Annotated in this window: 19 protein-coding genes and 1 pseudogene; 10 read left to right on the top strand and 10 right to left on the bottom strand. The window is 63.7% G+C overall.

Annotation, left to right across the window (positions count from 1 at the left end):
* Nucleotides 1-36 precede the first annotated feature (36 nt).
* A complete protein-coding gene (gene clpS, locus CCX87_RS08715) occupies nt 37-405 on the bottom strand; it encodes an ATP-dependent Clp protease adapter ClpS (protein WP_087745558.1) in 369 nt (122 codons plus the stop codon).
* 175 nt (nt 406-580) lie between these two features.
* On the opposite strand from clpS, the pseudogene CCX87_RS20770 reads away from it, so the two are divergent.
* Together CCX87_RS20770 and CCX87_RS08705 are read left to right on the top strand one after the other, a co-directional pair.
* Nucleotides 581-1,044, top strand: a pseudogene (locus CCX87_RS20770) (IS3 family transposase); the annotation flags it as partial.
* Between the two features lie 62 nt (nt 1,045-1,106).
* Nucleotides 1,107-1,409, top strand: coding sequence for an antibiotic biosynthesis monooxygenase family protein (locus CCX87_RS08705; RefSeq protein WP_087745555.1), 303 nt, complete (start codon nt 1,107-1,109; stop codon nt 1,407-1,409).
* A 311-nt stretch (nt 1,410-1,720) separates the two neighbouring features.
* Here CCX87_RS08705 and dnaE read toward each other — a convergent pair whose 3' ends face one another.
* On the bottom strand, nt 1,721-5,269 hold the full coding sequence (dnaE, locus tag CCX87_RS08700) for a DNA polymerase III subunit alpha (RefSeq protein WP_087745553.1): 3,549 nt from the start codon (nt 5,267-5,269) through the stop codon (nt 1,721-1,723).
* 197 nt (nt 5,270-5,466) lie between these two features.
* Here dnaE and CCX87_RS08695 point away from each other — a divergent pair, with 197 nt between their 5' ends.
* Nucleotides 5,467-6,264: an outer membrane protein assembly factor BamD gene (locus tag CCX87_RS08695; protein WP_087745551.1), complete on the top strand. Its 798-nt coding sequence runs from the start codon at nt 5,467-5,469 to the stop codon at nt 6,262-6,264.
* On the opposite strand, the gene CCX87_RS08690 is transcribed toward CCX87_RS08695, so the two are convergent.
* Together CCX87_RS08690 and CCX87_RS08685 are read right to left on the bottom strand one after the other, a co-directional pair.
* Nucleotides 6,227-8,284, bottom strand: coding sequence for an ATP-dependent DNA helicase (locus CCX87_RS08690; RefSeq protein WP_087745549.1), 2,058 nt, complete (start codon nt 8,282-8,284; stop codon nt 6,227-6,229). The genes CCX87_RS08695 and CCX87_RS08690 overlap by 38 nt on opposite strands.
* Nucleotides 8,284-8,487 carry a DUF465 domain-containing protein gene (locus CCX87_RS08685; protein ID WP_087748254.1) on the bottom strand — a complete coding sequence of 68 codons (204 nt, stop codon included), beginning with the start codon at nt 8,485-8,487 and terminating at the stop codon, nt 8,284-8,286. Before CCX87_RS08685 ends, CCX87_RS08690 begins: the two co-directional genes overlap by 1 nt.
* Before the next feature lie 120 nt (nt 8,488-8,607).
* Here CCX87_RS08685 and CCX87_RS08680 point away from each other — a divergent pair, with 120 nt between their 5' ends.
* Nucleotides 8,608-9,414 (top strand): PP2C family protein-serine/threonine phosphatase, encoded by an 807-nt coding sequence (locus tag CCX87_RS08680; RefSeq protein ID WP_087745547.1) that lies wholly within the window; start codon nt 8,608-8,610, stop codon nt 9,412-9,414.
* 67 nt (nt 9,415-9,481) lie between these two features.
* On the opposite strand, the gene CCX87_RS08675 is transcribed toward CCX87_RS08680, so the two are convergent.
* From CCX87_RS08675 to CCX87_RS08655, 5 genes are all read right to left on the bottom strand, one after another.
* A complete protein-coding gene (locus tag CCX87_RS08675) occupies nt 9,482-10,171 on the bottom strand; it encodes a hypothetical protein (RefSeq protein WP_087745545.1) in 690 nt (229 codons plus the stop codon).
* On the bottom strand, nt 10,172-11,269 hold the full coding sequence (zapE, locus tag CCX87_RS08670) for a cell division protein ZapE (RefSeq protein ID WP_087745543.1): 1,098 nt from the start codon (nt 11,267-11,269) through the stop codon (nt 10,172-10,174). It abuts the gene before it with no gap.
* A 90-nt stretch (nt 11,270-11,359) separates the two neighbouring features.
* Nucleotides 11,360-12,787 (bottom strand): dihydrolipoyl dehydrogenase, encoded by a 1,428-nt coding sequence (gene lpdA, locus CCX87_RS08665; RefSeq protein WP_087745541.1) that lies wholly within the window; start codon nt 12,785-12,787, stop codon nt 11,360-11,362.
* Between the two features lie 97 nt (nt 12,788-12,884).
* Nucleotides 12,885-14,144, bottom strand: coding sequence for a 2-oxoglutarate dehydrogenase complex dihydrolipoyllysine-residue succinyltransferase (gene odhB / locus CCX87_RS08660; protein ID WP_087745539.1), 1,260 nt, complete (start codon nt 14,142-14,144; stop codon nt 12,885-12,887).
* Between the two features lie 48 nt (nt 14,145-14,192).
* On the bottom strand, nt 14,193-17,069 hold the full coding sequence (locus CCX87_RS08655; protein WP_087745537.1) for a 2-oxoglutarate dehydrogenase E1 component: 2,877 nt from the start codon (nt 17,067-17,069) through the stop codon (nt 14,193-14,195).
* 252 nt (nt 17,070-17,321) lie between these two features.
* Here CCX87_RS08655 and CCX87_RS08650 point away from each other — a divergent pair, with 252 nt between their 5' ends.
* From CCX87_RS08650 to CCX87_RS08625, 6 genes are all read left to right on the top strand, one after another.
* On the top strand, nt 17,322-18,395 hold the full coding sequence (locus tag CCX87_RS08650; RefSeq protein WP_087745535.1) for an AI-2E family transporter: 1,074 nt from the start codon (nt 17,322-17,324) through the stop codon (nt 18,393-18,395).
* 237 nt (nt 18,396-18,632) lie between these two features.
* Nucleotides 18,633-19,661, top strand: coding sequence for an ABC transporter substrate-binding protein (locus tag CCX87_RS08645; RefSeq protein ID WP_087745534.1), 1,029 nt, complete (start codon nt 18,633-18,635; stop codon nt 19,659-19,661).
* Nucleotides 19,662-19,665: 4 nt separating this feature from the next.
* Nucleotides 19,666-20,535, top strand: a complete 870-nt coding sequence (locus tag CCX87_RS08640; protein ID WP_087745532.1) for an ABC transporter ATP-binding protein — start codon at nt 19,666-19,668, stop codon at nt 20,533-20,535.
* Nucleotides 20,532-21,395, top strand: a complete 864-nt coding sequence (locus CCX87_RS08635; RefSeq protein WP_198314778.1) for an ABC transporter permease — start codon at nt 20,532-20,534, stop codon at nt 21,393-21,395. Before CCX87_RS08640 ends, CCX87_RS08635 begins: the two co-directional genes overlap by 4 nt.
* Nucleotides 21,388-22,335, top strand: a complete 948-nt coding sequence (locus CCX87_RS08630) for a transporter substrate-binding domain-containing protein (protein ID WP_087745531.1) — start codon at nt 21,388-21,390, stop codon at nt 22,333-22,335. The genes CCX87_RS08635 and CCX87_RS08630 overlap by 8 nt, the downstream gene beginning before the upstream one ends.
* A gap of 50 nt (nt 22,336-22,385) precedes the next feature.
* A complete protein-coding gene (locus tag CCX87_RS08625) occupies nt 22,386-23,537 on the top strand; it encodes an acyl-CoA dehydrogenase family protein (RefSeq protein WP_087745529.1) in 1,152 nt (383 codons plus the stop codon).
* Nucleotides 23,538-23,769: 232 nt separating this feature from the next.
* Here the strand turns inward: CCX87_RS08625 and CCX87_RS08620 are convergent, their stop codons facing one another.
* Nucleotides 23,770-25,119: an LLM class flavin-dependent oxidoreductase gene (locus tag CCX87_RS08620; RefSeq protein WP_087745527.1), complete on the bottom strand. Its 1,350-nt coding sequence runs from the start codon at nt 25,117-25,119 to the stop codon at nt 23,770-23,772.
* Between the last annotated feature and the right edge of the window lie 5 nt (nt 25,120-25,124).

Here is a 25,124-nt window from a genome sequence, read left to right as displayed (position 1 = left end):
TGGAAGAGATAACTGTAGATCGGGATGAGAGACCTGTTATTCAACAGGTTCACTCACACATTGCAGGGGGTGGCCGGCCTTCAGCGCAGCCTCCAGCACCTGGTCCACCTTGGTGGCGGCCACGTCCCGCGAGTACACGCCGCAAACGCCTTTGCCGTCGAGGTGGATCTTCAACATGATCTGCGTGGCCTGTTCGCGGTCCTTGCTGAAAAACTCCTGCAGCACCACGATCACGAACTCCATGGGCGTGTAGTCGTCATTGAGCATGACCACCTGGTACATCTGGGGCGGCTGGGTCTTTTGCGCGCGTCTTTCGAGCACGACCGAACCGCCGTCATCCCGCGCCGGCCGGGTTACGGGCTGCACGGTGGGGGGAGAAGGTGGTTTTGTTGCCATGAAATTCATTCTAGCGATCCAGAGGCATCGCTGCAGCCAGTGTCATCTGATGATGGTTGCGTGTTTTTCAACCGGGCCCGGCGCCTGGGTGGAAAAGCTACGCCTTTATTTTCCATCAGAAGACCACCTTGCCCCCGGCTGATGGCGATGACAAGATCGCCAAGGTCTCTGCCGAGCAGATGGACAGATGGAGATAGCGCGGTTGCGCGCAGAGGTCAGCCGTCTTCGCATGGAGCGCGACATCGAAAAAAAGCCGCGGCGTACTTCGCGCAAGACACGCTGCGAGGTACGCCTGGATTGACCAGACGAGAAAGCTATACCCAGTGAGCGTGTCATGCGGGGTGCTGGAGGTCAGCGCCAGCGACTACTTCAACTGGCTGCGTCGACGAGAGGATGGTCATGGCCGCAGCGGCCCTGGCCGCCGTCATCGACCTGTTTGGTCGGCAGGTGGTGGGCTGGACCCTGCAGCTGCACATGCAGGCCAGTGTGCATGGTCAAAAGTTCGCCACCCGTGAGCAGGCCAGGCAGGTGGTGATGGATTAGATGGCTTTCTACAATCACCGCAGGCTGCATTCGTCGCTGGACTACCTCAGCCCGATGCAGTACGAGCAACGCTGGTACGCGGCGCAACATAAAAAGACCGCGTGAATCGTGGGTTAAGGTGGGTTAAGAACTACACGAAACAGGGGCAAGGTCAAGGAGAACACCACATGATTTTGGAAGTCGCCGACATCAGCATCCAGCCTGGCCACCAGGCCGCATTCGAACAAGCCGTCCATGAAGGCATCCGTGTCGCCATTTCGACATCCAAGGGCTTTTGCAAATACGAACTGCGTCGAAGCATTGAATCACCCGAGCGCTACCTGCTGCTGATTCACTGGGAGACACTGCAAGACCATACCGAAGGCTTTCGCAATTCGCCGGCCTATGGCCAATGGCGTGGCTTGGTCGGTCCATTCTTTGTGAAAGCACCGATGGTCGAGCATTTTGAGGTCTGCGCAGCACTTGGATGATCGGCGACGAAGACGCACGGCCCGCCATCTTCGGCGGCGTACGAGCCTGTCAGAGATTTTTTGTGCGCGGCATAACATGTCAACAAGAAGCATGAATGCCACGCAAGACGAAGGCCACCGCGCCAGCGGACAAGGCGGCGCAGCCGCAATTCTCAGTCGATCTGCTGGCGCAATTCATCTCCGGGCCTGTGACACCGGCAGATCTGCAGTCCATCTCACACCCCCAGCCACCCCATTCTCATAGCTGAAACTGACCGGTTGGAAACCGGTGGTTTTAACCTTCTGATGGAAGCCGAGTCTATAGTCGCAAATCACTCATAGATAACGGCAGCAGAGCCTGTGCCAACCTGGGCACTCCAGGCCGCCAGTGCTGCGTCGGTGGGATAGAACCGGCTGGCGTCGCCCAGCTGCAGCTCGGCCACCGCGGTGCCCTGCTCTGCCACGCAGCGCACGCCCATGCGCACGCGCAGCCCATGCAGCAGATCGCCTTGCTCCGACTCTTCGCGACGCGGCGGAAACTCTTGCACCAGACGCGGCACATCGGGGGACTTGTCCCCCACCACCACATGGAGGTATTTGCCGAACCGCGCACGCGCGCCCGCCAGATCCCAGACCTGCTGCACCTTCACGCGCAGGCCGCCGCTGAAATGGTCCAGCTGCAGGCGCCCCATCATCACCACGAACTCGTCTTCCTTGAGCTGGTTGCGGTAGGTGTTGAGCAAGGCCTCGTCGGCAGACGCCTCGATGACGCCCGATTTATCGTCCAGCCGGAACAGCCCCAGCTTGCCCCGCTGGCCATTTATCACGCGAAAATCGGTGACGATGCCGGCAAGAATCTGGGGCTCGCGGCTGTCCAGCAACTCGTCGATCTGGGTGCGCACAAAGCGGCGCACTTCCTGCGCCACTTCATCGAACAGATGGCCCGAGAGGTAGAAGCCGATAGCCGTCTTCTCCTGCGTGAGGCGCTCTTTGATGCCCCAGGGCACCGCGTCCACCAGATCGGGCTCCTGCGTGCTCGATCCATGGGCGTCGTCACCCATCATGTCAAACAGGCCGCCCTGGTTCACGTTGGCCAGCGTGGCCGCGGCAAAGTCGAAGGCGCGGTCGATCGACGCCACCATGGCGGCGCGATTGAGATTGAGCGAGTCAAAGGCACCCGCCTTGATGAGCGCCTCGACGGTGCGCTTGTTCAAGCGCGCCTTGTCCACCCGCACGCAGAAATCGAACAGGCTCTTAAACGGGCCCGTGGTGGAGCCCTGCGGCCCATCGCCCCGCCCTTCACGGGCCGCAACGATGGCATCGATGGCCTGTTGCCCCGTGCCCTTGACGGCGCCCAGGCCGTAGCGGATCACCTTGTCGGTCACGGGCTCAAAGCGGTACCGGCCGCGATTGACATCCGGCGGCTCGAACGTCAGCCCGAAACTCTTCTGCGCATCTTCGAACAGCACCTTGAGCTTGTCGGTGTCGTCCATTTCCACCGTCATGTTGGCGCAAAAGAACTCGGCCGTGTAATGCACCTTGAGCCAGCCGGTGTGGTAGGCCAACAGCGAATAAGCGGCGGCGTGCGACTTGTTGAAGCCGTAGCCCGCAAACTTCTCCATCAGGTCGAACACTTCGTCAGCCTTCTCCTGGCCGATGCCCTTTTCTGCCGCGCCCTTGCGGAAGATGGCGCGGTGCTCGGCCATCTCCTCGGCCTTCTTCTTGCCCATGGCCCGGCGCAGCATGTCGGCGCCGCCCAGGCTGTATCCGCCCAGCACCTGGGCGGTCTGCATCACCTGCTCCTGGTAGACCATGATCCCGTAGGTCTCGGCCAGCACGGGCTCCACCAGCGGATGGGGATAGATCACCTCTTCCTTGCCATGCTTGCGGTTCACAAAGCTCGGGATCAGGTCCATGGGGCCTGGCCGATACAAGGCGTTCAGCGCAATCAGGTCCTCCAGGCGGCTGGGGCGCGCTTCTTTCAGCATGCCCTGCATGCCGCGGCTTTCAAACTGGAAGACGGCCTCGGTCTTGCCATCGGAGAAGAGCCTGTAGGTCGGGCCATCGTCCAGCGGAATGGTTTCGAAGGCGAAGTTCTCCTGCCCCTTGTGGCGCTTGATGATGAACTCGCGCGCAATTTCCAGAATGGTGAGCGTGGCCAGACCCAGGAAATCGAACTTCACCAGGCCAATCGCCTCCACGTCGTCCTTGTCGTACTGGCTCACGGCCGACTCGCTGCCCGGCTGCTGGTACAGCGGACAAAAATCGGTGAGCTTGCCCGGCGCGATCAGCACGCCACCGGCATGCATGCCGATGTTGCGCGTCAAGCCTTCCAGCTTCTGCGCCATCTCGATGACGGTCTTGACGTCTTCTTCCTTTTGCACCCGCTCCGCCAGCAGGGGCTCCAGCTCCAGGGCGTAGTTGTTCTTGTCGCCCTCTTTCTTGGGGTTGGGCGGGTAAGCCAGTGTGTAGGACTGCCCGGGCTTGTTGGGCACCAGCTTGGAGATGCCGTCGCAAAACATATAGCTCATGTCCATCACCCGCCCCACGTCCCGAATGGCCGCTTTGGCGGCCATGGTGCCGAAGGTGGCGATCTGGCTCACGGCATCCTTGCCGTATTTGTCCTTCACGTAGTCGATCACGCGGTCGCGGTTCGCCTGGCAAAAGTCAATGTCGAAGTCGGGCATCGACACGCGCTCGGGGTTCAAAAACCGTTCAAACAGCAGGTTGTATTCGAGCGGGTCCAGGTCGGTGATCTTGAGCGCATAGGCCACCAGAGACCCCGCGCCAGAGCCCCGGCCCGGCCCCACGGGGCACCCGTGCGTCTTGGCCCATTGGATAAAGTCCCCCACAATCAAAAAGTAGCCAGGAAACCCCATCTTGAGGATGGTGTTGAGCTCGAACTCCAGCCGCTCCACATAGCGCGGCCGCTGTGCATTGCGCTTGGCTTCGTCGGGGAACAGAAGCTGAAGGCGGTCCTCCAGCCCCTCGAAGGAAACATGGCGAAAGTAGTCTTCCACCGACATCACCTGCCCATTCACGGGCGGGATGGGAAAGTTGGGCAACTGCGGCTTGCCCAGCACCAGGCTGATATTGCAACGGCGGGCAATTTCAACCGAATTCGCCAGTGCGGCGGGCAGATCCTCAAACAGCGCCTGCATTTGTGCCGACGACTTGAAATACTGCTCGCGCGTGAACTTGCGCACCCGCCGCTGGTTGCCCAGGATTTCGCCCTCGGAAATGCAGACCCGGGCCTCGTGGGCCTCGTAATCGTCGGCAGTGGCGAACTGCACGGGGTGCGTGGCGACCACGGGCAGATGCAGCCGCGCAGCCAGTTGCACGGCCGCCACGACATGGGCCTCGTCGTCAGCGCGCCCCGCCCGTTGCACCTCCACATAGAAACGGTGCGGAAAGATGCCGGCCAGCCGCAGCGCCAGCTGCGCCGCACCGGCGTCATCGCCCTTCATCAGCGCTTGCCCCACCGCGCCCGCCTGGGCGCCCGAGATCGCGATCAGGCCATCACCCAGTTCCTGCAGCCACTCCCAGGTGCAAATCGCCTGTGTCTTGACCACATTGCGCGTCCAGGCGCGCGCCAGCAATTCGGACAGGTTCAGATAGCCCTGGCGGCCTTGCACCAGCAGCAGCATGCGCGACGGCGCCGCCCCCGCCTCGCCTTCGAGAAAAATTTCAGCGCCCAAAATTGGCTTGACGCCTTTGCCGCGCATTTCCTTGTAGAACTTGATGGCGCCAAAAAGGTTGTTGAGATCGGTGATAGCCAACGCAGGCTGGCCATCCCGGGCCGCAGCCTTGGCCAGGTCATCGATGCGATTGGTGCCGTCAACGACGGAAAACTCGGTGTGCAGGCGCAGGTGAACAAACATGGCTCCATTGTAGGAAGCCCATCTGGCCCGGCACCTGAAATGGCGAATTAAAGCGAGCCAAGTGCGGCAGCCACGGTCGGTACAATGCCAACGTCGGTTCAGGTACTGCCGCAGGCCAAGCCGCACCAGAAAAGTGCGGCAGTCTTTGCAGCGTCTAACCGCGCACACGTTCACCTTATGCTTGAAAGCTGCCTGCAATGCTGCGTGCTCCCCTGCCATTTATCACTGCCCTGCTGACCGCTGGCCTGCTCGCGGGTTGCTCCAGCACTCCGGAAGACAAGACAGCGGGCTGGAGTCCCAATCGCATTTACTCGGAAGCCAAGGACGAGCTCAACGGTGGCGCCTTCGACAAGGCAGTACCCTTGCTGGAAAAGCTGGAGGGCCGTGCCGCAGGCACGCCGCTGGCCCAGCAGGCGCAGCTGGACAAAGCCTATGCACAGTACAAGGCCGGTGAAAAGGCCCAGGCCATCGCAACCCTCGACCGGTTCATGAAGCTACACCCCGCCAGTCCCGCACTGGATTACGCGCTGTACCTCAAAGGCTTGGTCAACTTCAACGACAACCTGGGTCTCTTTTCATGGATTTCGCAGCAAGATCTGTCAGAGCGCGACCAGAAAGCGGCCAAGGATTCCTTCGAGTCGTTCAGCGAACTGGCAACCCGGTTTCCTGATTCGCGCTACGCCAACGACGCTCGCCAGCGCATGACCTACATTGTCAATTCGCTAGCCCAGTATGAAGTGCACGTTGCCCGCTATTACTACCAGCGTGGCGCCTATGTGGCAGCCATCGGCCGCGCCCAGGCGGCACTGGCCGATTACCAGGGCGTTCCGGCACTCGAAGAGGCCCTGTACATCCTGATCCAGTCCTACGACGCCCTGGGCATGACCCAGCTGCGGGACGATGCCCGCCGGGTCATGGAGGCTTCGTACCCCCAAGGCGTTTACGCCACGGGCAGCGTCAAGACCAAGTCGAATCCGTGGTGGAAATTCTGGTAAGCGCATCCAGCGCTGCCTCGAACGCCTCGGGACTTTCAAGCATGCGCATGGGCGGCAAAGCGCGCATCAGCCGTTTGCCATAGCCCATGGTGACCAGCCGGGTATCGCACACCACCAGGATGCCACGGTCCGATTCCCGCCGAATCAGCCGCCCCGCCCCTTGCTTGAGCGCCACAGCCGCCTCGGGCACCGCAAGCATCTGAAAGGCACGCCCACCAGCGGCCTCGATGCGGTGGGTGCGTGCTTCCACCAGCGGATCGCCAGGAGGCGGAAAGGGCAGCTTGTCGATGATGACCAGCTGCAAGGCATCGCCAGGCACATCAAAGCCCTCCCAGAACGAGGCCGACGCCACCAGCACGCAGCCGCGCCGTCCGTTCAATGCTCCCTCGCGAAAGCGCTCCATGAGGTGGCGTTTGGGCCAGTCTCCCTGCACCAGCACCTCCAGCCCATCCGGACTGTTGAAACGTGCTTGCAACGCATCGCCGATAGTGCGCAGGGCCTTGAGCGTTGTGGTCAGAACCAGCGTGCGCCCACCCAGACGGCCTGCGGCCGCTCCAGCCAACTGGGCCACGGCGATGCTGTGGGCGGGATCGGCGGGTTTTGGCAAATGCCGGGGCACATACAGCGCGGCCTGCGACGCATAGTCGAACGGACTTTCCACGCGCAAAATCTCGGCACCCTGCAAGCCGCAGCGCTCGGTGAACCATGTCAGAGCGGCATCGTCGCCCAACGTGGCCGACGTGAAAATCCAGGCCCGCCCTGCGTGCGGCTGCGGCGCAGGCCACTCGTCACCCGCACCTTCCCATTCTGCGGTTTCGGTGGGAGCCGCAAGCAAGCGGGTTCGCATGGCCTGTGCAATATCGAGCGGCGACTCCACCAGCCGCAGCGCCCCCCCCACGTCCACCCAGCGCACGGCGTCCGGACTGCAGGGCGCTGCAAATCGCCCCAGCCGCACCAAGATCTCAGAGCCGCGCTCGTACAGGCGCACAAAGTCAGGGGATGTCTCGCTGAACGGGTCCAGCGCCTCCAGGGCTTGCGCGCACGCCATTGACACCCGCCCAAGGGCCTCATGCCAGCCTTGCGGCGCCACGGCTTCGGGCACCTCGCCTGTCCAGCGCAGCTTGGTGCCGGCGGCATTCGGGCCCACGGCCATCCGCAGGTCGGCAGCGGCCTGCTCGATGGGGCCCGCCAGGGTGTTCCAGTCCGCAAGGCCACGGGCATGCTGCAAACCCGCCGCCAGAAGATCCCGCGAAAAATCCAGCAGCTGCCCCGTGGTCAGCTGCATACCCAGGAACTGCACGCCGATTTCATTGATCTGGTGCGCCTCGTCAAACACCACGACCCGCACGGTCGGCAGCAACTCGGCCATGCCCGACTCCCGCACAGCCGCATCGGCAAAGAACAGATGGTGGTTGACCACCACCACATCGGCGGCCAGCGCTTCACGCCGGGCGAGGTTCACATGGCACTGCCGAAACCGGGGGCAGGCCGTGCCCAGGCAGTTTTCGCGGGTGGATGTGATCAGCGCCATGGCGGGTGAGCGTTCGTCCAGGCCCGGCAACTCGGCCAGATCACCCGAGCGGGTGCTGCGCGACCAGACCTCCACCTTCGCCAGCACCCGCTGCATGACGCGATCCTGCGGCGCGACTTGCTGGCGCGCCTGCTCCATGCGGTGCAAACACAGATAACTGCCGCGCCCCTTGAGCAGTGCCGTGCGCACCGGCAAGGCCAGGGCCGAGACCAGCTGGGGGAGATCGCGGGCAAAAAGCTGGTCCTGCAAAGCCTTGGTGGCCGTGGACAGCAACACCCGCTCGCCGCTGAGCAGTGCCGGGACCAGATAGGCGAAGGTTTTGCCAACGCCTGTGCCTGCCTCCACCACCAGGGCGCCACCCCGCTCAATGGTCCTGGCGACCGCGTCGGCCATTGCCATCTGGCCATCGCGGACACGGTAATGTGCGTCCATTCGCGACAGCACCCCATCAGGTCCAAATGCCACATGTACGGCGTCCACCAGGCTCATCACGCAGGCTCTTGGGGCTGCAGTGCGCGCTCCAGGCGGTCGATTTCATCGCGCATTGCCAGGCGGCGCTTCTTCAGGCGCCTGAGCAAAAAATCGTCCGGCATTCCCTCATGCGTGCCCTGGTCGATGCGGGCATCCAGATCGGCATGGGCGATGCGCAAATCAATCAGCTGGCGCGGCAATGAGTGGTGGTTCGATTTCAAGAAGTTGGCGGTGCGATGCACTCATGGGCATGGCAAAAACGCCACACGCGAGCGGATAATAATCGCTCTGACGCACCTCCCCGATGGGGATTTGCACCGCCGGCCCCCACAATCCTCAGCATGACCAAAGCGTTCCGCCTTATCGCCTCTACGGGTATCCACAAGGGTGACCGCGAATACCAGCAGGACCAGGTGGCCCTGATCTCCCACGAACGCTTCAACGGGTGCGTGCTGGGCGTGGTGGCCGATGGCATGGGTGGCCGCAGTGGCGGGCGCAAGGCGTCAGACCAGGTGATGATGACAGCCCGCCAGTTGTTTGAACGCTACTCGCCGGAGACGGACGACCCCGCCGCGATGCTCAAGAACATGGTGCAAGAGGCGCACATCGTCATCCGCCTCACGGCCATTTCATCCGAACAGGAACCCCACAGCACCATCGCCGCGTTTTTGATCAACCCGCGCGGCGACTGCCACTGGGTGCATGCGGGCGACTCGCGCATCTACCACTTCGAGGGTGCCAGGCTGAGCTTTCGCACCAGCGACCATTCTTATGTCCAGGCCCTGGTCGATCGCGGCGAGTTGACCGAGGCCGAAGCCAACATCCATCCGCATTCCAACATTCTGGTGGGCTGCCTGGGCACCGAAAGCGACCCGCCCATCACCACCCACACCATCCAGCAATTGCGGCCCGGCGATGTGCTGCTGGCCTGCAGCGATGGCGTGTGGCATTACTTTTCGCCCACCGAGCTGGCCTCGGTGGTGGATTCGCTGTCGCCGCGCGAAGCCACCGAATTCCTGATCGACAAGGCACGCTCGCGCGCACGCGGCGGTGGCGACAATCTGTCGCTGATCGTCGTGAAGATCGAAGCCCTGGCCGAAGAGAAGAAGATCGGGCGACTGGCCCCGCTGTCCACAGGCAGCGCCTGAAGCGCACAGGTCCGGCGCGCACGCGCTGGGGCGCGAGCAACCCATCCAGCAGCCCCAACAGCCACGCTCAGGGTTGAACGGGTGGTAGCCCCGACGATGCGGGCAACGAAGCCGCCGGCTTGCGCCCTGCAGCAGCCGATTCGGCCTGCATTTTCTGCACCCGTTCACGCCGCTCTTGCGCCGCTTTCACATTGTCGGCATGGCGGGCACGCGCGGCAGCTGCCCGTTCAGCGCTTTGCGCGGCGCGCTGGGCCCGATTTTCAGCACCCGACTGCTCACGCGTGCGCTGCTGCTCGGCCCGTTGCTGCGCCTCACGCTGATGCTGGGTGCGCAACGCGTCCACACTGGCGGGAGCCGGACGCTCCGCCCCGCGTGCCGCCCCCTGGGGCTGCGACCGGTCCGGAACGAGCCGCTGCTTTTCTTCAATCGAACGCAGGCGTTCTGCGGCCTTTTCCTTGCGCTCTGCGTCGTTGAGCTGCAGCTCGCGTGCGCGCAGTTGCAGCTCGGCATTGCGCGCCTGGGTCCGCACGTCCCGCAGGCAGTCCTCCACCGCAAACCGGCGATAGCACGCGGTTTCGTCACGCGCGCGCGTGGCCGCGATCGCCTGGCGCTCCTGGTGGATGCGTTCGCGTTCAACCTGTCGCTCTGCCTGCGCAGCACTGTGGCCGCGTTCTGGCGGCGCAGATGCTGCCGATTGCGCCAGCGCAGGCCCGGCGATCAGGCTCGCAAGACCCCAAACGAACCAAAGGTTTTTCATTTACGTCAGTCCCGTATCCACGGTGCGGCGATCGAGTGCCAGAAACTCCCTGGACTGCATCTCGTGCAGCCGGGACACCGTGCGCGGAAACTCGTGCGCCAAGGGCCCATCGGTGTAGAGCTGCTCTGGCGCCACGGCGGCCGACATGATGAGCTTGACCCGCCGGTCATACAGCACGTCCACCAGCCAGGTAAAGCGCCGCGCCGGCGAAGCCATGTTGACGGGCATATAGGGCACATCCGACAGCAAAACGGTGTGAAATTGCGTGGCGATCTCCAGGTAATCATTCTGCGACCGGGGGCCGCCGCACAGCGTTTTGAAATCAAACCACACCACGCCACCGGCCTTGCGCCGCGCCCGGATCTCGCGCGCTTCGATGTGCAGCACGGGGTCTTCGTCATGCACCTCGGCCAGCTGGTCGAAGGCCGTGTTCATTTCAGCATCGGCCTCGGGCCCCAGCGGCGTGTGGTACAGCTTCACCTGCTCGAGCGTGCGGCGGCGGTAGTCGGTGCCGTTGTCCACGTTCACCACTTCGAGCTTTTCGTTCAGCAGCGCAATGGCCGGCAGGATGCGGTCACGGTGCAGGCCATCGGGGTAAAGCCCATCGGGCTTGAAGTTGGAGGTGGTGACAAAGCCCACCCCGTTGTCAAACAGCGCCGCCAGCAAGCGGTGCAGGATCATCGCGTCGGTGATGTCGGCCACATGGAATTCGTCGAAGCAGATCAGCTTGTAGCGCTTGGCGATGCGTTCACCCAAAATATCCAGCGGGTTGGCCATGCCTTGCAGCGCTGCCAGCTCCCGGTGCACCTCGCGCATGAATTCGTGAAAATGCAGGCGCACCTTGCGCTTGAGCGGCACGGCATTGAAAAAGCAATCCATGAGAAAGCTCTTGCCGCGCCCCACCCCGCCGTACATGTAAACGCCGCGCGGAACCTCAGGGTGGTTGATGATCTTCTTGAAGGCATTGGAGCGGCGCGACTTGTATGCGGCCCAGTCACTGGCGCAGCGCTGCAAAGCGTCCACCGCACGCAGTTGTGCCGGGTCGCTCTGAAAACCCTTGGCAGCAAGTTCTTTGAGATAGGTCTGCTTGACGGTCACGTTGAAAATGCCCTGAAACTATGCCGCTATAAAATAAATAGCTGCTAGCGCTTTATACATAAGCGCTAGCAGCCAATTTGATGCAAAGAATCAGAAATTCAGCGTGCGCTTGTCCACGGCCAGGGCCGCTTCCTTGGTGGCTTCGCTCAAGGACGGGTGGGCGTGGCAGATGCGGGCGATGTCTTCCGCACTGGCCTTGAACTCCATGGCCACCACGGCCTCGGAAATCAGCTCGCTGACCTGTGGCCCGACCATGTGCACGCCCAGGATTTCGTCCGTCGTGGCATCGGCCAGGAACTTGACCATGCCGGTGGTGTCGCCCAGTGCCCGCGCGCGGCCATTGGCCAGGAACGGGAAGGTGCCGGCCTTGTACTTCACGCCATCGGCCTTGAGCTGCTGCTCGGTGCGGCCCACCCAGGCAATTTCGGGGCTGGTGTAAATCACCCAGGGAATGGTGTTGAAGTTGACATGACCGTGCTGGCCCGCCATGCGCTCGGCCACGGCCACGCCCTCTTCCTCGGCCTTGTGCGCCAGCATCGGACCACGCACCACGTCGCCCACGGCCCACACGCCGGGCAGGTTGGTCTTGCAATCGCCGTCCACGGCAATGGCGCCGCGCTCGTCGAGCTGCAGGCCCACGGCTTCGGCATTCAGGCCGATGGTGTTGGGCACGCGGCCAATCGAGATGATGAGCTTGTCTGCATCCAGGGTTTGCGCTTCACCCTTGCTGTTGGTGTAGGCGATGCTGACGCCCTTCTCGCTGCTCTTGATCTCGCCAACGGTCACGCCGAGCTCGATCTTGAGGCCCTGCTTGTCAAACGCCTTCTTGGCTTCCTTGGCGATCTGCTCGTCCACTGCGCCCAGGAAGGTTGGCAGGCCTTCGAGCACGGTCACTTCCGCGCCCAGGCGGCGCCAGACCGAGCCCATTTCCAGGCCGATCACGCCCGAGCCGATCAGGGCCAGCTTCTTGGGCACGGCGCCGATGCGCAGCGCACCATCGTTGGACAGGATGTTCACTTCATCAAACGCTGCGCCGGGCAATGCACGCGCATTGGAGCCGGTGGCGATGATGATCTGCTTGCCCACCAGGGTCTCTTCGGTGGCGCCGGCCACCTTGATCTCATAGCCACCCTCGGCGGCCTTCACGAACGAGCCACGGCCATGGAAAAAGCTGACCTTGTTCTTCTTGAACAGGTACAGGATGCCGTCGTTGTTCTGCTTCACGACGCTGTCCTTGCGGGCCACCATCTTGGCCACGTCCATCTTCACGCCCGTGGCGGTGATGCCGTGGTCGGCAAAGTGCTTGTTGGCGTGCTCGAAATGCTCGGACGACTGCAGCAGCGCCTTCGACGGAATGCAACCCACGTTGGTGCAAGTGCCGCCGGGGGCCGGGCCGCCCTTGTCGTTCTTCCATTCGTCGATACAGGCCACGTTCATGCCCAGCTGGGCTGCACGGATGGCAGCGATGTAGCCGCCGGGGCCGCCGCCGATCACGACGACATCAAATTGTTTGCTCATGGGGAAATCTCACTTAATCAGTTGGAGAAAGACCCACCGACGGGCTCCAGCGCAGGCCAGGCCACATGGGTGGGTCGATGCGTTCAGCGCTCCGCGCTTAGATGTCGAACAGCAGGCGCGAGGGGTCTTCCAGCGCGTCCTTCATGGCCACCAGGCCCAGCACGGCTTCGCGGCCGTCGATGATGCGGTGGTCATACGACATGGCCAGGTAGTTCATCGGGCGCACCACGATCTGACCGTTTTCGACCACGGCGCGGTCCTTGGTGGCGTGCACGCCCAAAATGGCCGACTGCGGCGGGTTGATGATCGGGGTGGACATCATCGAGCCGAAGGTGCCGCCGTTGGAGATCGAGAACGTGCCACCGGTCATCTCTTCGATACCCAGCTTGCCTTCGGCGGCCTTCTTGCCGAATTCAGCGATCTTCTTCTCGATTTCCGCAAAGCTCATCTGGTCGGCGTTGCGCAAAATGGGCACCACCAGGCCACGGGGCGAGCCCACGGCGATGCCGATGTCGAAATAGCCGTGGTAGACGATGTCGTTGCCATCGACCGAGGCGTTCAGCACCGGGTACTTCTTGAGTGCATGCACGGCTGCCTTCACGAAGAAGCTCATGAAGCCGATCTTCACGCCGTGTTCCTTGGTGAACGCATCCTGGAACTTCTTGCGCATGTCCATCACCGGGGCCATGTTCACTTCGTTGAACGTGGTCAGGATGGCGTTGGTCGATTGCGACTGCAGCAGACGCTCGGCCACGCGGGCACGCAGGCGGCTCATGGGCACGCGCTGCTCGGGGCGGTCGCCAAGATCCTGCTTGGCCACGGAGGCCACCTGCGGCAGCGCCTTGGTGGGCACGCCAGTGGGAATGACCGCAGCGGTGGACTGCACACCACCGGCCACGGCGGCCAGCACGTCGCCCTTGGTGACGCGGCCATCCTTGCCCGTGCCGGCCACGGCCGACACCGACAGGTTGTTGTCGGCCAGCAGCTTGGCGGCGGCGGGCATGGCCACGTCGGCCTTCGAGCCACCGGTGGCAGCAGCAGCCACGGCCACAGCGGCTGCAGGTGCCGCTGCCGCAGCGGGCGCTGCAGCGGCAGGAGCGGCGGCCCCGGCCTTGCCTTCGGTGTCGATCTTCGCGATGAGCTGTTCGGCCACCACGGTGGCGCCGTCGCCCTGGACGATTTCTGCCAGCACGCCAGCAGCGGGTGCGGGCACTTCCAGCACGACCTTGTCGGTTTCGATCTCGATCAGGATCTCGTCCACTGCCACCGCTTCGCCGGCTTTCTTTTTCCAGGTCAGCATGGTGGCCTCGGCCACGGATTCAGACAGTTGCGGTACTTTGACTTCTACGATAGCCATATCAATTCTTTCGGAATGGGGTTTTGTTCTGGAGAGGGGTTGCCGGCCTTACTTGGTCAGGACAAAACCCTTGAGCTTGGCAAACGCGCCTTCGACCAGCGCCTTTTGCTGTTCCTGGTGCAGGTGCGAATAGCCCACGGCAGGCGAAGCAGACGCGGCGCGACCGGAGTAGCCCAGCTTCTGGCCATCGAGCATGTTTTCGTGGATGTTGTGCTGGATGAAGAACCAGGCGCCCTGGTTCTGCGGCTCGTCCTGGCACCACACGATGTCCGTGGCGTTGGGGTACTTCTTGATCGCAGCAGCAAACGCCTTGTGCGGGAACGGATAGACCTGCTCGACGCGGATGATCGCCACGTCGCTCACCTCGTTCTCGGTGCGCTTTTTCACCAGGTCGTAATAAACCTTGCCAGAGCAGGCAATCACGCGCTTGACCTTGTCGGCCTTCTTGTCGATGGCCTCGTTCTGCTCGGGGATCACCGTCTGGAAGCTGCCCTTGGTGAACTCGGACAGCGGCGAGGTGGCATCCTTGTTGCGCAGCAGCGACTTGGGCGTGAAGATGATCAGCGGCTTGCGCAGGTCGCGCACCATCTGGCGGCGCAGCACATGGAAGATCTGGCTAGCCGTGGTGGGCTGCACGATCTGCATGTTGGCATCGGCCGCCAGCTGCATGAAACGCTCCAGGCGCGCAGAGCTGTGCTCGGGCCCCTGGCCTTCGTAGCCATGCGGCAGCATCAGCGTCAGGCCGTTGGCACGGCCCCACTTCACCTCGCCGGAGGCGATGAACTGGTCGATCACCACCTGCGCGCCGTTGGCAAAGTCGCCAAACTGGGCTTCCCAGACGACGAGCGTATTGGGGTCGGAGCCCGCGTAGCCATATTCGAAGCCCAGCACGGCTTCTTCGGACAGGATGGAGTCGATCACGACGAACGGAGCCTGATTCTCGGCCACATTCTGCAGCGGCACATAGGTGCCGGTGTCCCACTTTTCGCGCTTTTGGTCGTGAATGACGGCGTGGCGGTGCGTGAAGGTGCCACGGCCCGAGTCCTCACCCGACAGGCGCACCGGGTAACCACTGGCCACCAGCGAGGCAAAGGCCATGCTCTCGCCCATGCCCCAGTCCACGTTGACTTCACCACGGCCCATGGCGGCGCGGTCGTCATACACCTTCTTGACCAGCTGGTGCGGCGCAACGCTGTCCGGAATGGTGGTGAGCTTTTCGGACAGCCGCTTCCACTCGGTCAGCGGAATGGCGGTGTCGCCGGCGTCGGTCCACTTCTTGCCCAGGAAGGGCGACCAGTCCACGGCGTACTTGCCCTTGAAGTTGGTCAGTACCGGGTCCACCGTGTGCTTGCCTGCGTCCATGGCAGCGCGGTACGCCGTGATCATCTCGTCACCCAGATTGGCGCCAAGGCCTTGTGCAGCGAGCTTGTCGGCATAAAGCTTGCGGGTGCCAGGATGGGCCGCAATCTTTTTGTACATCAGCGGCTGGGTCAGGCTGGGGGTGTCCTGCTCGTTGTGGCCCAGCTTGCGAAAGCAGGTGATGTCCACCACCACATCCTCGCGGAACTCCATGCGGAACTCCAGCGCCAGTTGCGTGGCCAGCACCACGGCCTCGGGATCGTCACCATTGACGTGCAGCACGGGTGCCTCGACCATCTTGACGATGTCGGTGCAGAACGTGGACGAGCGCATGTCGCGCGGGTCCGAGGTGGTAAAGCCAATTTGGTTGTTGATGATGATATGCACCGTGCCGCCCGTGGTGTAACCGCGGGTTTGTGCCAGCGCCAGGGTCTCCTGGTTCACACCCTGGCCACCGAAGGCTGCATCGCCGTGCACCAGCACGGGCAGAACCTGGCTGCCACGCTGGTCGCCGCGGCGGTCCATGCGGGCACGCACCGAGCCTTCCACCACCGGGTTCACGATTTCAAGGTGCGAGGGGTTGAAGGCCAGCGACAGATGCACCGGGCCACCCACGGTAGCGATATCCGAGCTGAAACCCTGGTGGTATTTGACGTCACCGGCGGGCAAGTCTTCTGGCGCCGTGTGGTCGAATTCGGCAAAAAGATCCTTGGGCATCTTGCCCAGGGTGTTGACCAGCACGTTCAACCGGCCACGGTGGGCCATGCCGATCACGATTTCCTGAACGCCCTTGGAGCCTGCGGAATGGATCAACTCGTCCATGGCAGCGATGAAGCTCTCGCCACCTTCCAGCGAAAAGCGCTTTTGCCCGACGTACTTGGTGTGCAGGTAGCGCTCCAGGCCCTCGGCGGCCGTCAGGCGCTCAAGAATGTGCTTTTTCTTGTCGGCACTGAACTGGGGCTTGCTGCGGATGCTTTCGAGTTTTTGTTGCCACCAGCGCTTTTGCGTCTGATCCGTGGTGTGCATGTACTCCGCACCGAGGGTGCCGCAATAGGTTTCGCGCAGCGCATTGATCAGATCGCGCAGGGACATGGTGTCCTTGCCGAAAAAAGTGTTGCTGGTGTTGAAAACCGTTTCCTGGTCCGCATCGGTGAAGCCGTAAAACGAAGGCTCCAGCTCGGGAATGGCGGGGCGCTCGGCGCGCTTCAGGGGGTCCAGATCGGCCCAGCGCTGGCCCACGTTGCGGTAGGCGGCAATCAGTTGCTGCACTGCGGTGCGCTTGCGGCCCATTTCGGCGTCGTTGCTGGCCACCACCACCTTGGTGCCGCCTTGCTTTGCGCGCTCGGCAAAGGCATTGATCACGGGGAGGTGCGGGACATCCTTGGCATTGGATCCGTCCACAGCGGGAACATGCTGCAGCGCATCAAAATACGCGCGCCAGGTGTCGGGCACGCTGCCAGGGTTGGCAAGATAGTTTTCATACATCTCTTCGACATAGGGCGCATTGCCGCCGAAGAGGTAGGTGTTGCCTTGGTAGGCTTGATAGACGGATGTCGTATCGCTCATATTCCGCTGACCTCCGCTTCCCTTGGGGAAGCATTAGCTGGTTGAGAAACCTTCCGCGACACGGCTGGACCGATTGGCGGATGCGACTGTGGCTGGGGAAGGGCCTTGGTACGGACGGTATTGTGCCATTGAACGCCCAGGCGCTCCAGCCGGCAGTCCCCCCGGCGAATACCCGTCCGGCGGCAGCCCCTGTCATGCGCCTGCCATTCACTCGCGTACAGTGCGTGCATTCCATCTGCCCCCCCGACGCCCATGCAACCCTCCTCCTTTGAGAACCGCGTGTTCCTGATTCTCCTGACGCTGGTCACGCTCGCCTTCGGCGCCATCCTGTGGCAGTTTCATGGTGCGGTGTTCTGGGGAGTGGTGCTGGCGATCCTGTTTGCGCCACTGCACCGCCGCCTGCTGCGGCGCATGCCCGGCAGCCCGAACCTGGCTGCCCTGGCCACCTTGGTTCTGTGCCTGGTGATGGTCATTTTGCCCATGACCCTGATCGCTGTTTCGCTGGTACAGGAAGCCACCGGCATCTATGACCGCACCAAGTCCGGCCAGCTGAATTTTGGCCAGTATCTGCAGCAGATCATTGCCGCCCTGCCCGCCTGGGCCGCCGGCCTACTGGACCGGTTCAACCTCACAACCCTGGGCCAAGTGCAGGAAAAGCTGTCGTCGGTGGCTGTACAGGCCAGCCAGTTTGTCGCGACCAAGGCGCTGAACATCGGGCAGAACACGCTGGAGTTCATGGTGGGCTTTGGCGTCATGCTGTATCTGCTGTTCTTTCTGCTGCGCGACGGCGCGGCACTGGCCAAACGCATCAGCCACGCCACGCCGCTCGACAGCGAACACAAGCGCCAGCTGACCAGCAAGTTCACCACCGTCATCCGGGCCACCGTCAAGGGAAACATCGTGGTGGCGGCATCGCAAGGGGCACTGGGCGGCCTGATTTTCTGGATTCTGGGCATCCAGGGCCCCGTGCTGTGGGGCGTGGCCATGGCCTTTCTGTCGCTGCTGCCCGCCGTGGGTGCCGGCCTTGTCTGGGGGCCTGTGGCGCTCTACTTTCTGGCCACCGGCGCCACATTGCAAGGCGTGGTACTCACCTTGTATGGCATTGGCGTGATCGGACTCGTGGACAACGTGCTGCGCCCCATCCTCGTGGGCAAGGACACCAAGATGCCAGACTACGTGGTGCTGATCTCCACGCTGGGCGGAATGGCCCTGTTCGGGCTGACCGGGTTTGTCATCGGCCCCGCCATCGCGGCCTTGTTCATCGCCAGCTGGGATTTGTTTGCGCCGCCCAATTCGCCGGCCAGCCCGCCGGATTCGAAGCGCTGAATCGGGCCGGGCGATCCCGCACCCTGACAGGGCTTGGCCTGAATATCGCTACAAATTGGATAGCTAACACCGCTTTATCAATAAGCGCTAAAGGCCATTTTTACTTGAAATTTCGGTTGCGGGCCGCGCATGCGCGACGCACCGCCTAACCATATGCGCAAACCTTCGTTGGCTTGATGCGCATCAAAACCTACGCTGCAGCCTTCGACCTGTTTCCCTTTCGAAGGACTGCGCACCATGACCTTAGCCACCAGCCGCCGCTCGGCGCTGAAAACCCTCACCGCACTGACCGCTGCCAGCTGGGGCCTGGCCGCCTGCTCCCGCCCCGATGAGCAGGCCGCCGCCACCGCTGGCGCCACTGCACCGCCGGCGGCAAGCAACAGCAAGATCGTCGAATTTCTCTACCCCGACAACCCCTCGTTCGACCTGATCTACCTGGCCGACCGCCTGGGCTATTTCGAGGGCACCAGCACCCGGCCCAAGTACGTGGGCAAGGTGGCCGCGCCGCAGATCATTCCGCTCGTGGGCACGGGTGACATCCACTTTGGTGCCCGCATGGTGCCGCTGGTGATCTCGGCCATTGCCAGTGGCGCCGACATGAAGGTGGTGGCAGCAGGCGGCAAGACGCTGCAGGAAGCGCCCCACATGAAGTACTTCGTGAAGAAGAGCTCGGGCATCCGCCAGCCCAAGGACCTTGAAGGCAAGACCATCGGCTTCAACAGCTTTGGCGCCTGCGCCGAGTTCGTCACCAAGAAATACCTGCGCGAGCACGGCGTGGACGTGAACAAGATCAACTTCATCGTGGTGCCCGACAACCAGAACGAGCAGGCGGTGGTAACGGGCAATGTGGACCTGGCCATCATCCACCCGCCGCACTCGGGTGGCGCCGAAGCCAACACCGACCTGCTGCGCCTGTGGAGCGACTTCGACCTGGACGGCGGCCTCGGTGGCATGTCGCCCTACAGCGTGAACGGCAAGTTCGCCCGCGAGAACCCGCAGGCCGTGCGTGACGTGGTGGCCGCCCTTGCCAAGGCCGGCAACTGGGTCAACGCCAACCCCGAGGAGGCCCGCAAATACACGGCCGAGCGCATCGGCATGGACCTTAAGCATGTGGAGCGCTACGCCTACGTGGACAACCAGCTCATCACCGAGCCACCCATCCAGTACTACATCGACATCCTGCAGGCCGAAGGCAAGCTAGCCCCCGGCAAGGTCAAGGTGGCCGACGTTTACACCAACGAATTCAACCCGCACGCCAAGGGCTGACCCCATGAGCGATGCCAAGATCGTGGCGCGCGGCGTGCAGATGGACTTTCAGGTCCGTGACGAGCTCGGCCAGAAAAAGACCATTTCCGCGCTGAAGAACTTCGACCTGGACGTGCGCCCCGGCGAGTTCTTCACCATCCTCGGGCCTTCGGGCTGCGGGAAATCCACTTTCCTCAGCATGCTGGCAGGCCTGTCGCGCAAGACCGGCGGCAGCATCACCATCGACGGCCGCCCCGCCGAGGGCATCAACCAGCACCAGGGCGTGGTGTTCCAGGGCTATGCGCTGTTTCCGTGGCGCACGGTGCTGCGCAACATCGAGGTGGGGCTGGAGATCCGCAAGGTGCCCAAGGCCGAGCGCAGGCGCACCGCGCAGGAGTTTCTGGAACTGGTGGGGCTGGAAGGCTTCGGCCATCGTTACCCGCATGAGCTGTCGGGCGGCATGCGCCAGCGCGTGGCCATTGCGCGCTCGCTGGCCTACAACCCCGACCTGCTGCTGATGGACGAGCCCTTTGCCGCGCTCGATGCGCAGACGCGCGAAATCCTGCAGTCCGAGCTGCTGCGCATCTGGGAGCTGCACAAGAAAACCATCGTCTTCATCACCCACAGCCTGGACGAGGCGATCTACCTGTCGGACCGCATTGCCGTGATGACGCACCGGCCCGGCCGCATCAAGGCGATTCTGGACGTGCCGCTGCCACGCCCGCGTGCCCCGGAAATCCGCAACTCCACGGCGTTTGTGCAGTTGCGCCAGCAAGCCTGGGAAATCCTGCGCGACGAGGTGGCCTTTGCCAGCAACCACCGACAAGAACCGCTCGCCCCGCTGGTGCCCACCGCGCCAGACTTTCGCCTGGCCCTCACGGGATTTGCCATATGACCACATCTACCACATCTGTCACCGCCGCTGCTGCCATTGCAACCACCGGGCCGGCCCCGGTAGAGTCCACGGCCACACACCTCGGCCTGCTGCGCGCGCTGCGGCGCGGCCTGGAGCGCAGCGCCTGCATCCTGCTGTTCCTGGCCGTGTGGGAGCTGCTGCCTCGCGCGGGCTGGGTGAACCCGGCGTTCTTGAGCCCGCCCTCCGACGTGGTGCGCGCCATCGCCACCCTGGTGGACAACGGCCAGCTCTGGAAGCATGTCACCGCCAGCCTGCAACGCTCGCTGATCGGCCTGCTGCTGGCCATCTCCAGCGGCGTTGGCCTGGGGCTGCTGATGGGCGCCATCCAGCGTTTTGAAGCCTTTATGGACCCGCTGCTGCAGCTGTTTCGCCAGGTGTCGGCGTTTGCGCTGTTTCCGGTGTTCCTGCTGTTCCTGGGCATTGGCGAATCATCCAAGGTGGCCATCATCTTCTGGGCTGCGTTCTGGCCAGTGCTGCTCAACACCATCGGTGGCGTCAAGCAGGTGGACAAATTGCTGGTGCATTCGGCCCTGTCGATGGGGGCATCGCGCGGCTACATCTTCTTCAGGGTGGTGCTACCGGCGGCCTCGCCCTCGATCTTCACGGGCATCCGGCTGGCGGGCGCGTATTCGATCACGGCGCTGGTGGCCGCGGAAATGATCGGCGCGCATGCAGGGCTGGGTTTTCTGACCCTGAATGCGCAGGAGATCTTCCAGATCCCCACCATGTACGCGGGCATCCTGCTGCTGGCCCTGCTGGGGCTGGGCCTGAACTACCTACTCGCCCTGATCGAGGCGCGGCTCACCGGCTGGCGCAAGGGGCTGGAGTTCCATGGCTGAGCCCCGCGCCCTGCCCTCGGGCGGCGCAGCCGTGCAGCCACGCCCTTTGTGGCGCGCGATACAACGCCGCGTGTGGCTGGCGGCGCTGGCGGCCTTGGCTGCGGCCGGATGGGTTGCGATGTCGCGGTGGCCAGCCGATGCCTACCTGCTGGTGGCAGCCTTCGCACCAGCCAACCTTTCCGCTCCGGCGCCCGGGCCCCTGCTGCTGCAGGCGCGCGAGCGCGGCGTGCTGCGCGTGGGCGTGCGCGAGTACCCACGCCCGTCCCTGCCCAGCGACCCTTTGCCCCCCGAACCCGACAGCTACGACGCCGGTTTGGCGAGCCATATTGCCCAGCAATTGGGTGTGAAGGTGCAACTGGTGGGTCTCGCGCCCGAACAGGTGGCAACGGCCACGGCGGCAGGCCAGGTGGATCTGGTGCTGGCGGGCAGTCCGCCCGGTCCGGCAGGCACGCCAACCCCGATGCGCGGCGCGGTGCCCTATGTGAAGGGGCCTGGCCGCATCGTCGTGATGCGCAAGAGCCCGCTGGAGAGCCCGGCACATCTGGCCGGTCTGAACGTGTGCGTTGCCCAGGGCAGCCCCTACGCCGAACCTCTGCGCGAGCGCCTGGGCGCACGCCCGGTGCAATACCGCTCGGCGGTGCATGCCGTCAGCGCCTTCATGGCCGGCGAATGCGCGGCGCTGGCCGAAGACGAAGGTCTGCTGCAGCGGCTGCTGGCGCAGACCGAATGGCGCTTTTACCGCCTGCTCGACGATGCCATCGCGCCCGCCCCCTCGGCCCAGGTGCAGCTGGCTCAAGCCGACCCCGAATCGGCGCGTCACCTCGATGCCGTGCTGGACCAATGGCGCGCCCAGGGGTTGGAAGCGCAGGCCCGGCTGCAACGCACCAGTGAAATCATGCTCGAAGTGGCCTTGCTGCAGGACGGCGCCATCTGCCACTGATGCGCCTTGGTTTCAATGATTTAACTCGCCTCCCGCACTTCATTTTCCCCATGCCTTTTGACCTCACCGACCTCCTGCACACCCTGCGCCAAACCGCTGTCGAACGCGACCGCCAGGGAGGCCACGCCACCTTCGAAAAGGCGCAGATCCGCGACGCCGGCCTGCTGCGCCTGGCCATTCCCCAAGAACACGGTGGTCTGGAGCAGCCCTGGCCCGACATCTACCGCCTGGTGCGCCAGCTCGCCGCGGTGGACAGCTCGCTAGCCCACCTGCTGGCCTTCCATCAGCTGCAGGTGGCCACCGTGCTCATCTACGGCAATGCCGAGCAGCAGCGCCGCTGGCTGCGCCGTACCGCCGATGAGCAAGGCTGGTGGGGCAATGCCCTGAACCCGCGCGACACCCGCCTGCTGGCCCACGGCGAGGGGCCGAATTTTCTGCTCGATGGCACCAAGGGCTTTTGCTCGGGCACGCGCGGATCAAGCTACATGACAGTGTCGGCCCGCCACCCGGGCGGCGACCAGCCCGTGCTGGGCATCCTGGCCACGCAGGCACCGGGCATCTCGGTGCAGGAAGACTGGGACCCCATCGGCCAGCGGCAGACCGACAGCGGCTCGGTGCGCTTTGACCAGGTGCTGCTGAGCGGCGTGGATGTGATGCGCGAGCACCACACGCCACCCAGCGTGTTCCACACCCTGCGCAACTGCCTGGCGCAACTGGTGCTCGTCAACCTCTACCTGGGCATTGCCCAGGGCGCGCAGCAGGAGGCCCGCCAATACGCCCATGCCGAAGGCCGCCCCTGGATTGTTGCCGCAGTGGATCGCGCCACAGAAGACCCCTACCTTCTCAACCGCATGGGCGACATGCAGGCCCAGATTGCCGCTGCCACCGCCCTGGCCGAGCGCGCGGCGCACGCCGCGCAGGCCGCCTGGGAACGCGGCCAATCCCTGACCGCAGCGCAGCGCGGCGAAGTGGCCCTGGCCGTGGCCGAAGCCAAGGTCATTGCGCACCGCGCGGGCCTGTTTGCCAGCCAGGAACTGTTTGAAGTGGTGGGCTCGCGCGGCACCCGCGCCAGCCTGGGTTACGACCGTTTCTGGCGCAACGTGCGCACGCACACCCTGCACGATCCGCTGGACTACAAGCTCCAGACACTGGGCCGCTGGGCCCTCAACGGCGAGCTTCCGCAGCCCGCCAACTACAGCTGATAACGACAGCGGATACAGCAAAGCGCCAAACCAGGCTCGCCATGGGTTAGGGATGGCCTGCATAACTCCCTGCGGTCTGTGATAGCGCGGCCTCGGGCGGTCCACTGCGTTGCTTTTCTTTCCAATAGCCGAGCTATTGGCCGCAAAAAGACGCCTTGTGGCCCATCCCGATCCGCACTACCACCGACTCGCGAGGGTTATACAGGCCATCCCTCGGTTTGGCGCAGCCGCCTCAGGCCACCTTCACCGCATGCGCATAACGGCTCTCGGGCCGCGCCAGGCCCAGGTTCTCGCGCAGCGTGCTACCTTCGTAGGCGGTGCGAAACAAGCCACGGCGCTGCAGCTCGGGAATGACCAGCTCCACAAACTCGTCCAGTGACTGCGGCAGTACCGATGGCATCACATTGAAGCCATCGGCCGCGCCATTTTCAAACCACTCCTGCATGCGGTCGGCAATGGTTTCTGGCGTGCCGATCACCACCCAGTGGCCGCGCGCGCCCGCCAGGTATTCATAAAGCTGGCGGATGGTGTATTTCTCGCGCCGCGCCAGCTCGATCACCACATGCGCGCGGCTGTTGACGCCCTTGGGCGGCTCGGGGTAATACGGCGGCGGGGCATCCAGGTCCCAGCGCTGCAGCTCGTCGAGCGGCCAGAACGGCGCCAGCGTGGCCAGGCCGACCGAGGGGTGGATCAGTGCCTGCAACTCGGCCCACTTGGCCTCGGCCTGTTCCTGCGTGCGGCCGATCACCGGCGAGATGCCCGGCAGCACCAGCAATTCCTCGGGCCGACGGCCGTACTTGGCCATGCGGCCCTTCACGTCGCTGTAGAAAGCCTGCGCCTCGGCCAGGCTGGTCCAGGCCGTGAAGATGGCCTCGGCCGTGGCGGCGGCCAGCTCCTTGCCGTCTTCCGACGAGCCGGCCTGCACAATCACCGGATAACCCTGCGGCGGGCGCTCAATGTTCAAAGGCCCCTCCACCTTGAGGTGTTTGCCCACATGGTTGAGCTTGTGCAGTTTCTGCGGGTCAAAGTACACGCCCGAGGCGCGGTCGCGCACAAAGGCATCGTCGTCAAAACTGTCCCACAAACCCTTGACCACATCCACGAACTCATGGGCACGCTCGTAGCGCGCAGCCGGGTCGGGATGGGCCGCCAGGCCAAAGTTGCCGTGCACCGAATCGGCGCTGGTCGTTACCACGTTCCAGGCGGCACGGCCCTTGCTAATGTGGTCGAGCGAGGCGAACTTGCGGGCCAGCAGAAACGGATCTTCGTAGGTGGTGGAGGCCGTTGCCACAAAGCCAATGTGCTGCGTCACGGCCGACAGCGCGGCCCACAGCGTGACAGGTTCGAAATGCGACATGCGCCCCTGGCGGCTGAACGATTCCTCGTCGCCCGTGTGCTTGATGCCGGGGCTGTCGGCCACGAACACCTGGTCGAACAAGCCGCGCTCGGCCGTCTTGGCCAGCGCGATGTAGTGGTCGATGTTGATACCGGCGTCAGCCTGCGCGCCGGGGTGGCGCCACGCGGCAATGTGGTGGCCGGTGGCCATGATGAAAGCGCCGAGGCGCAGCTTGCGTTGGGTCATCGGGG

Source organism: Acidovorax sp. T1 (assembly GCF_002176815.1).
GTDB lineage: Bacteria > Pseudomonadota > Gammaproteobacteria > Burkholderiales > Burkholderiaceae_C > Acidovorax.
Note: the sequence above shows the minus strand (reverse complement) of the source record. Positions and strands in the feature narration are given on the sequence as shown.

What these genes read in the sequence shown, in the direction of transcription:
- clpS (WP_087745558.1), bottom strand. Translation starts at nt 405, where the DNA reads ATGAATTTCATGGCAACAAAACCACCTTCTCCCCCCACCGTGCAGCCC.
- CCX87_RS08705 (WP_087745555.1), top strand. Translation starts at nt 1,107, where the DNA reads ATGATTTTGGAAGTCGCCGACATCAGCATCCAGCCTGGCCACCAGGCC.
- dnaE (WP_087745553.1), bottom strand. Translation starts at nt 5,269, where the DNA reads ATGTTTGTTCACCTGCGCCTGCACACCGAGTTTTCCGTCGTTGACGGC.
- CCX87_RS08695 (WP_087745551.1), top strand. Translation starts at nt 5,467, where the DNA reads ATGCTGCGTGCTCCCCTGCCATTTATCACTGCCCTGCTGACCGCTGGC.
- CCX87_RS08690 (WP_087745549.1), bottom strand. Translation starts at nt 8,284, where the DNA reads ATGAGCCTGGTGGACGCCGTACATGTGGCATTTGGACCTGATGGGGTG.
- CCX87_RS08680 (WP_087745547.1), top strand. Translation starts at nt 8,608, where the DNA reads ATGACCAAAGCGTTCCGCCTTATCGCCTCTACGGGTATCCACAAGGGT.
- CCX87_RS08675 (WP_087745545.1), bottom strand. Translation starts at nt 10,171, where the DNA reads ATGAAAAACCTTTGGTTCGTTTGGGGTCTTGCGAGCCTGATCGCCGGG.
- lpdA (WP_087745541.1), bottom strand. Translation starts at nt 12,787, where the DNA reads ATGAGCAAACAATTTGATGTCGTCGTGATCGGCGGCGGCCCCGGCGGC.
- odhB (WP_087745539.1), bottom strand. Translation starts at nt 14,144, where the DNA reads ATGGCTATCGTAGAAGTCAAAGTACCGCAACTGTCTGAATCCGTGGCC.
- CCX87_RS08655 (WP_087745537.1), bottom strand. Translation starts at nt 17,069, where the DNA reads ATGAGCGATACGACATCCGTCTATCAAGCCTACCAAGGCAACACCTAC.
- CCX87_RS08650 (WP_087745535.1), top strand. Translation starts at nt 17,322, where the DNA reads ATGCAACCCTCCTCCTTTGAGAACCGCGTGTTCCTGATTCTCCTGACG.
- CCX87_RS08645 (WP_087745534.1), top strand. Translation starts at nt 18,633, where the DNA reads ATGACCTTAGCCACCAGCCGCCGCTCGGCGCTGAAAACCCTCACCGCA.
- CCX87_RS08640 (WP_087745532.1), top strand. Translation starts at nt 19,666, where the DNA reads ATGAGCGATGCCAAGATCGTGGCGCGCGGCGTGCAGATGGACTTTCAG.
- CCX87_RS08635 (WP_198314778.1), top strand. Translation starts at nt 20,532, where the DNA reads ATGACCACATCTACCACATCTGTCACCGCCGCTGCTGCCATTGCAACC.
- CCX87_RS08630 (WP_087745531.1), top strand. Translation starts at nt 21,388, where the DNA reads ATGGCTGAGCCCCGCGCCCTGCCCTCGGGCGGCGCAGCCGTGCAGCCA.
- CCX87_RS08625 (WP_087745529.1), top strand. Translation starts at nt 22,386, where the DNA reads ATGCCTTTTGACCTCACCGACCTCCTGCACACCCTGCGCCAAACCGCT.
- CCX87_RS08620 (WP_087745527.1), bottom strand. Translation starts at nt 25,119, where the DNA reads ATGACCCAACGCAAGCTGCGCCTCGGCGCTTTCATCATGGCCACCGGC.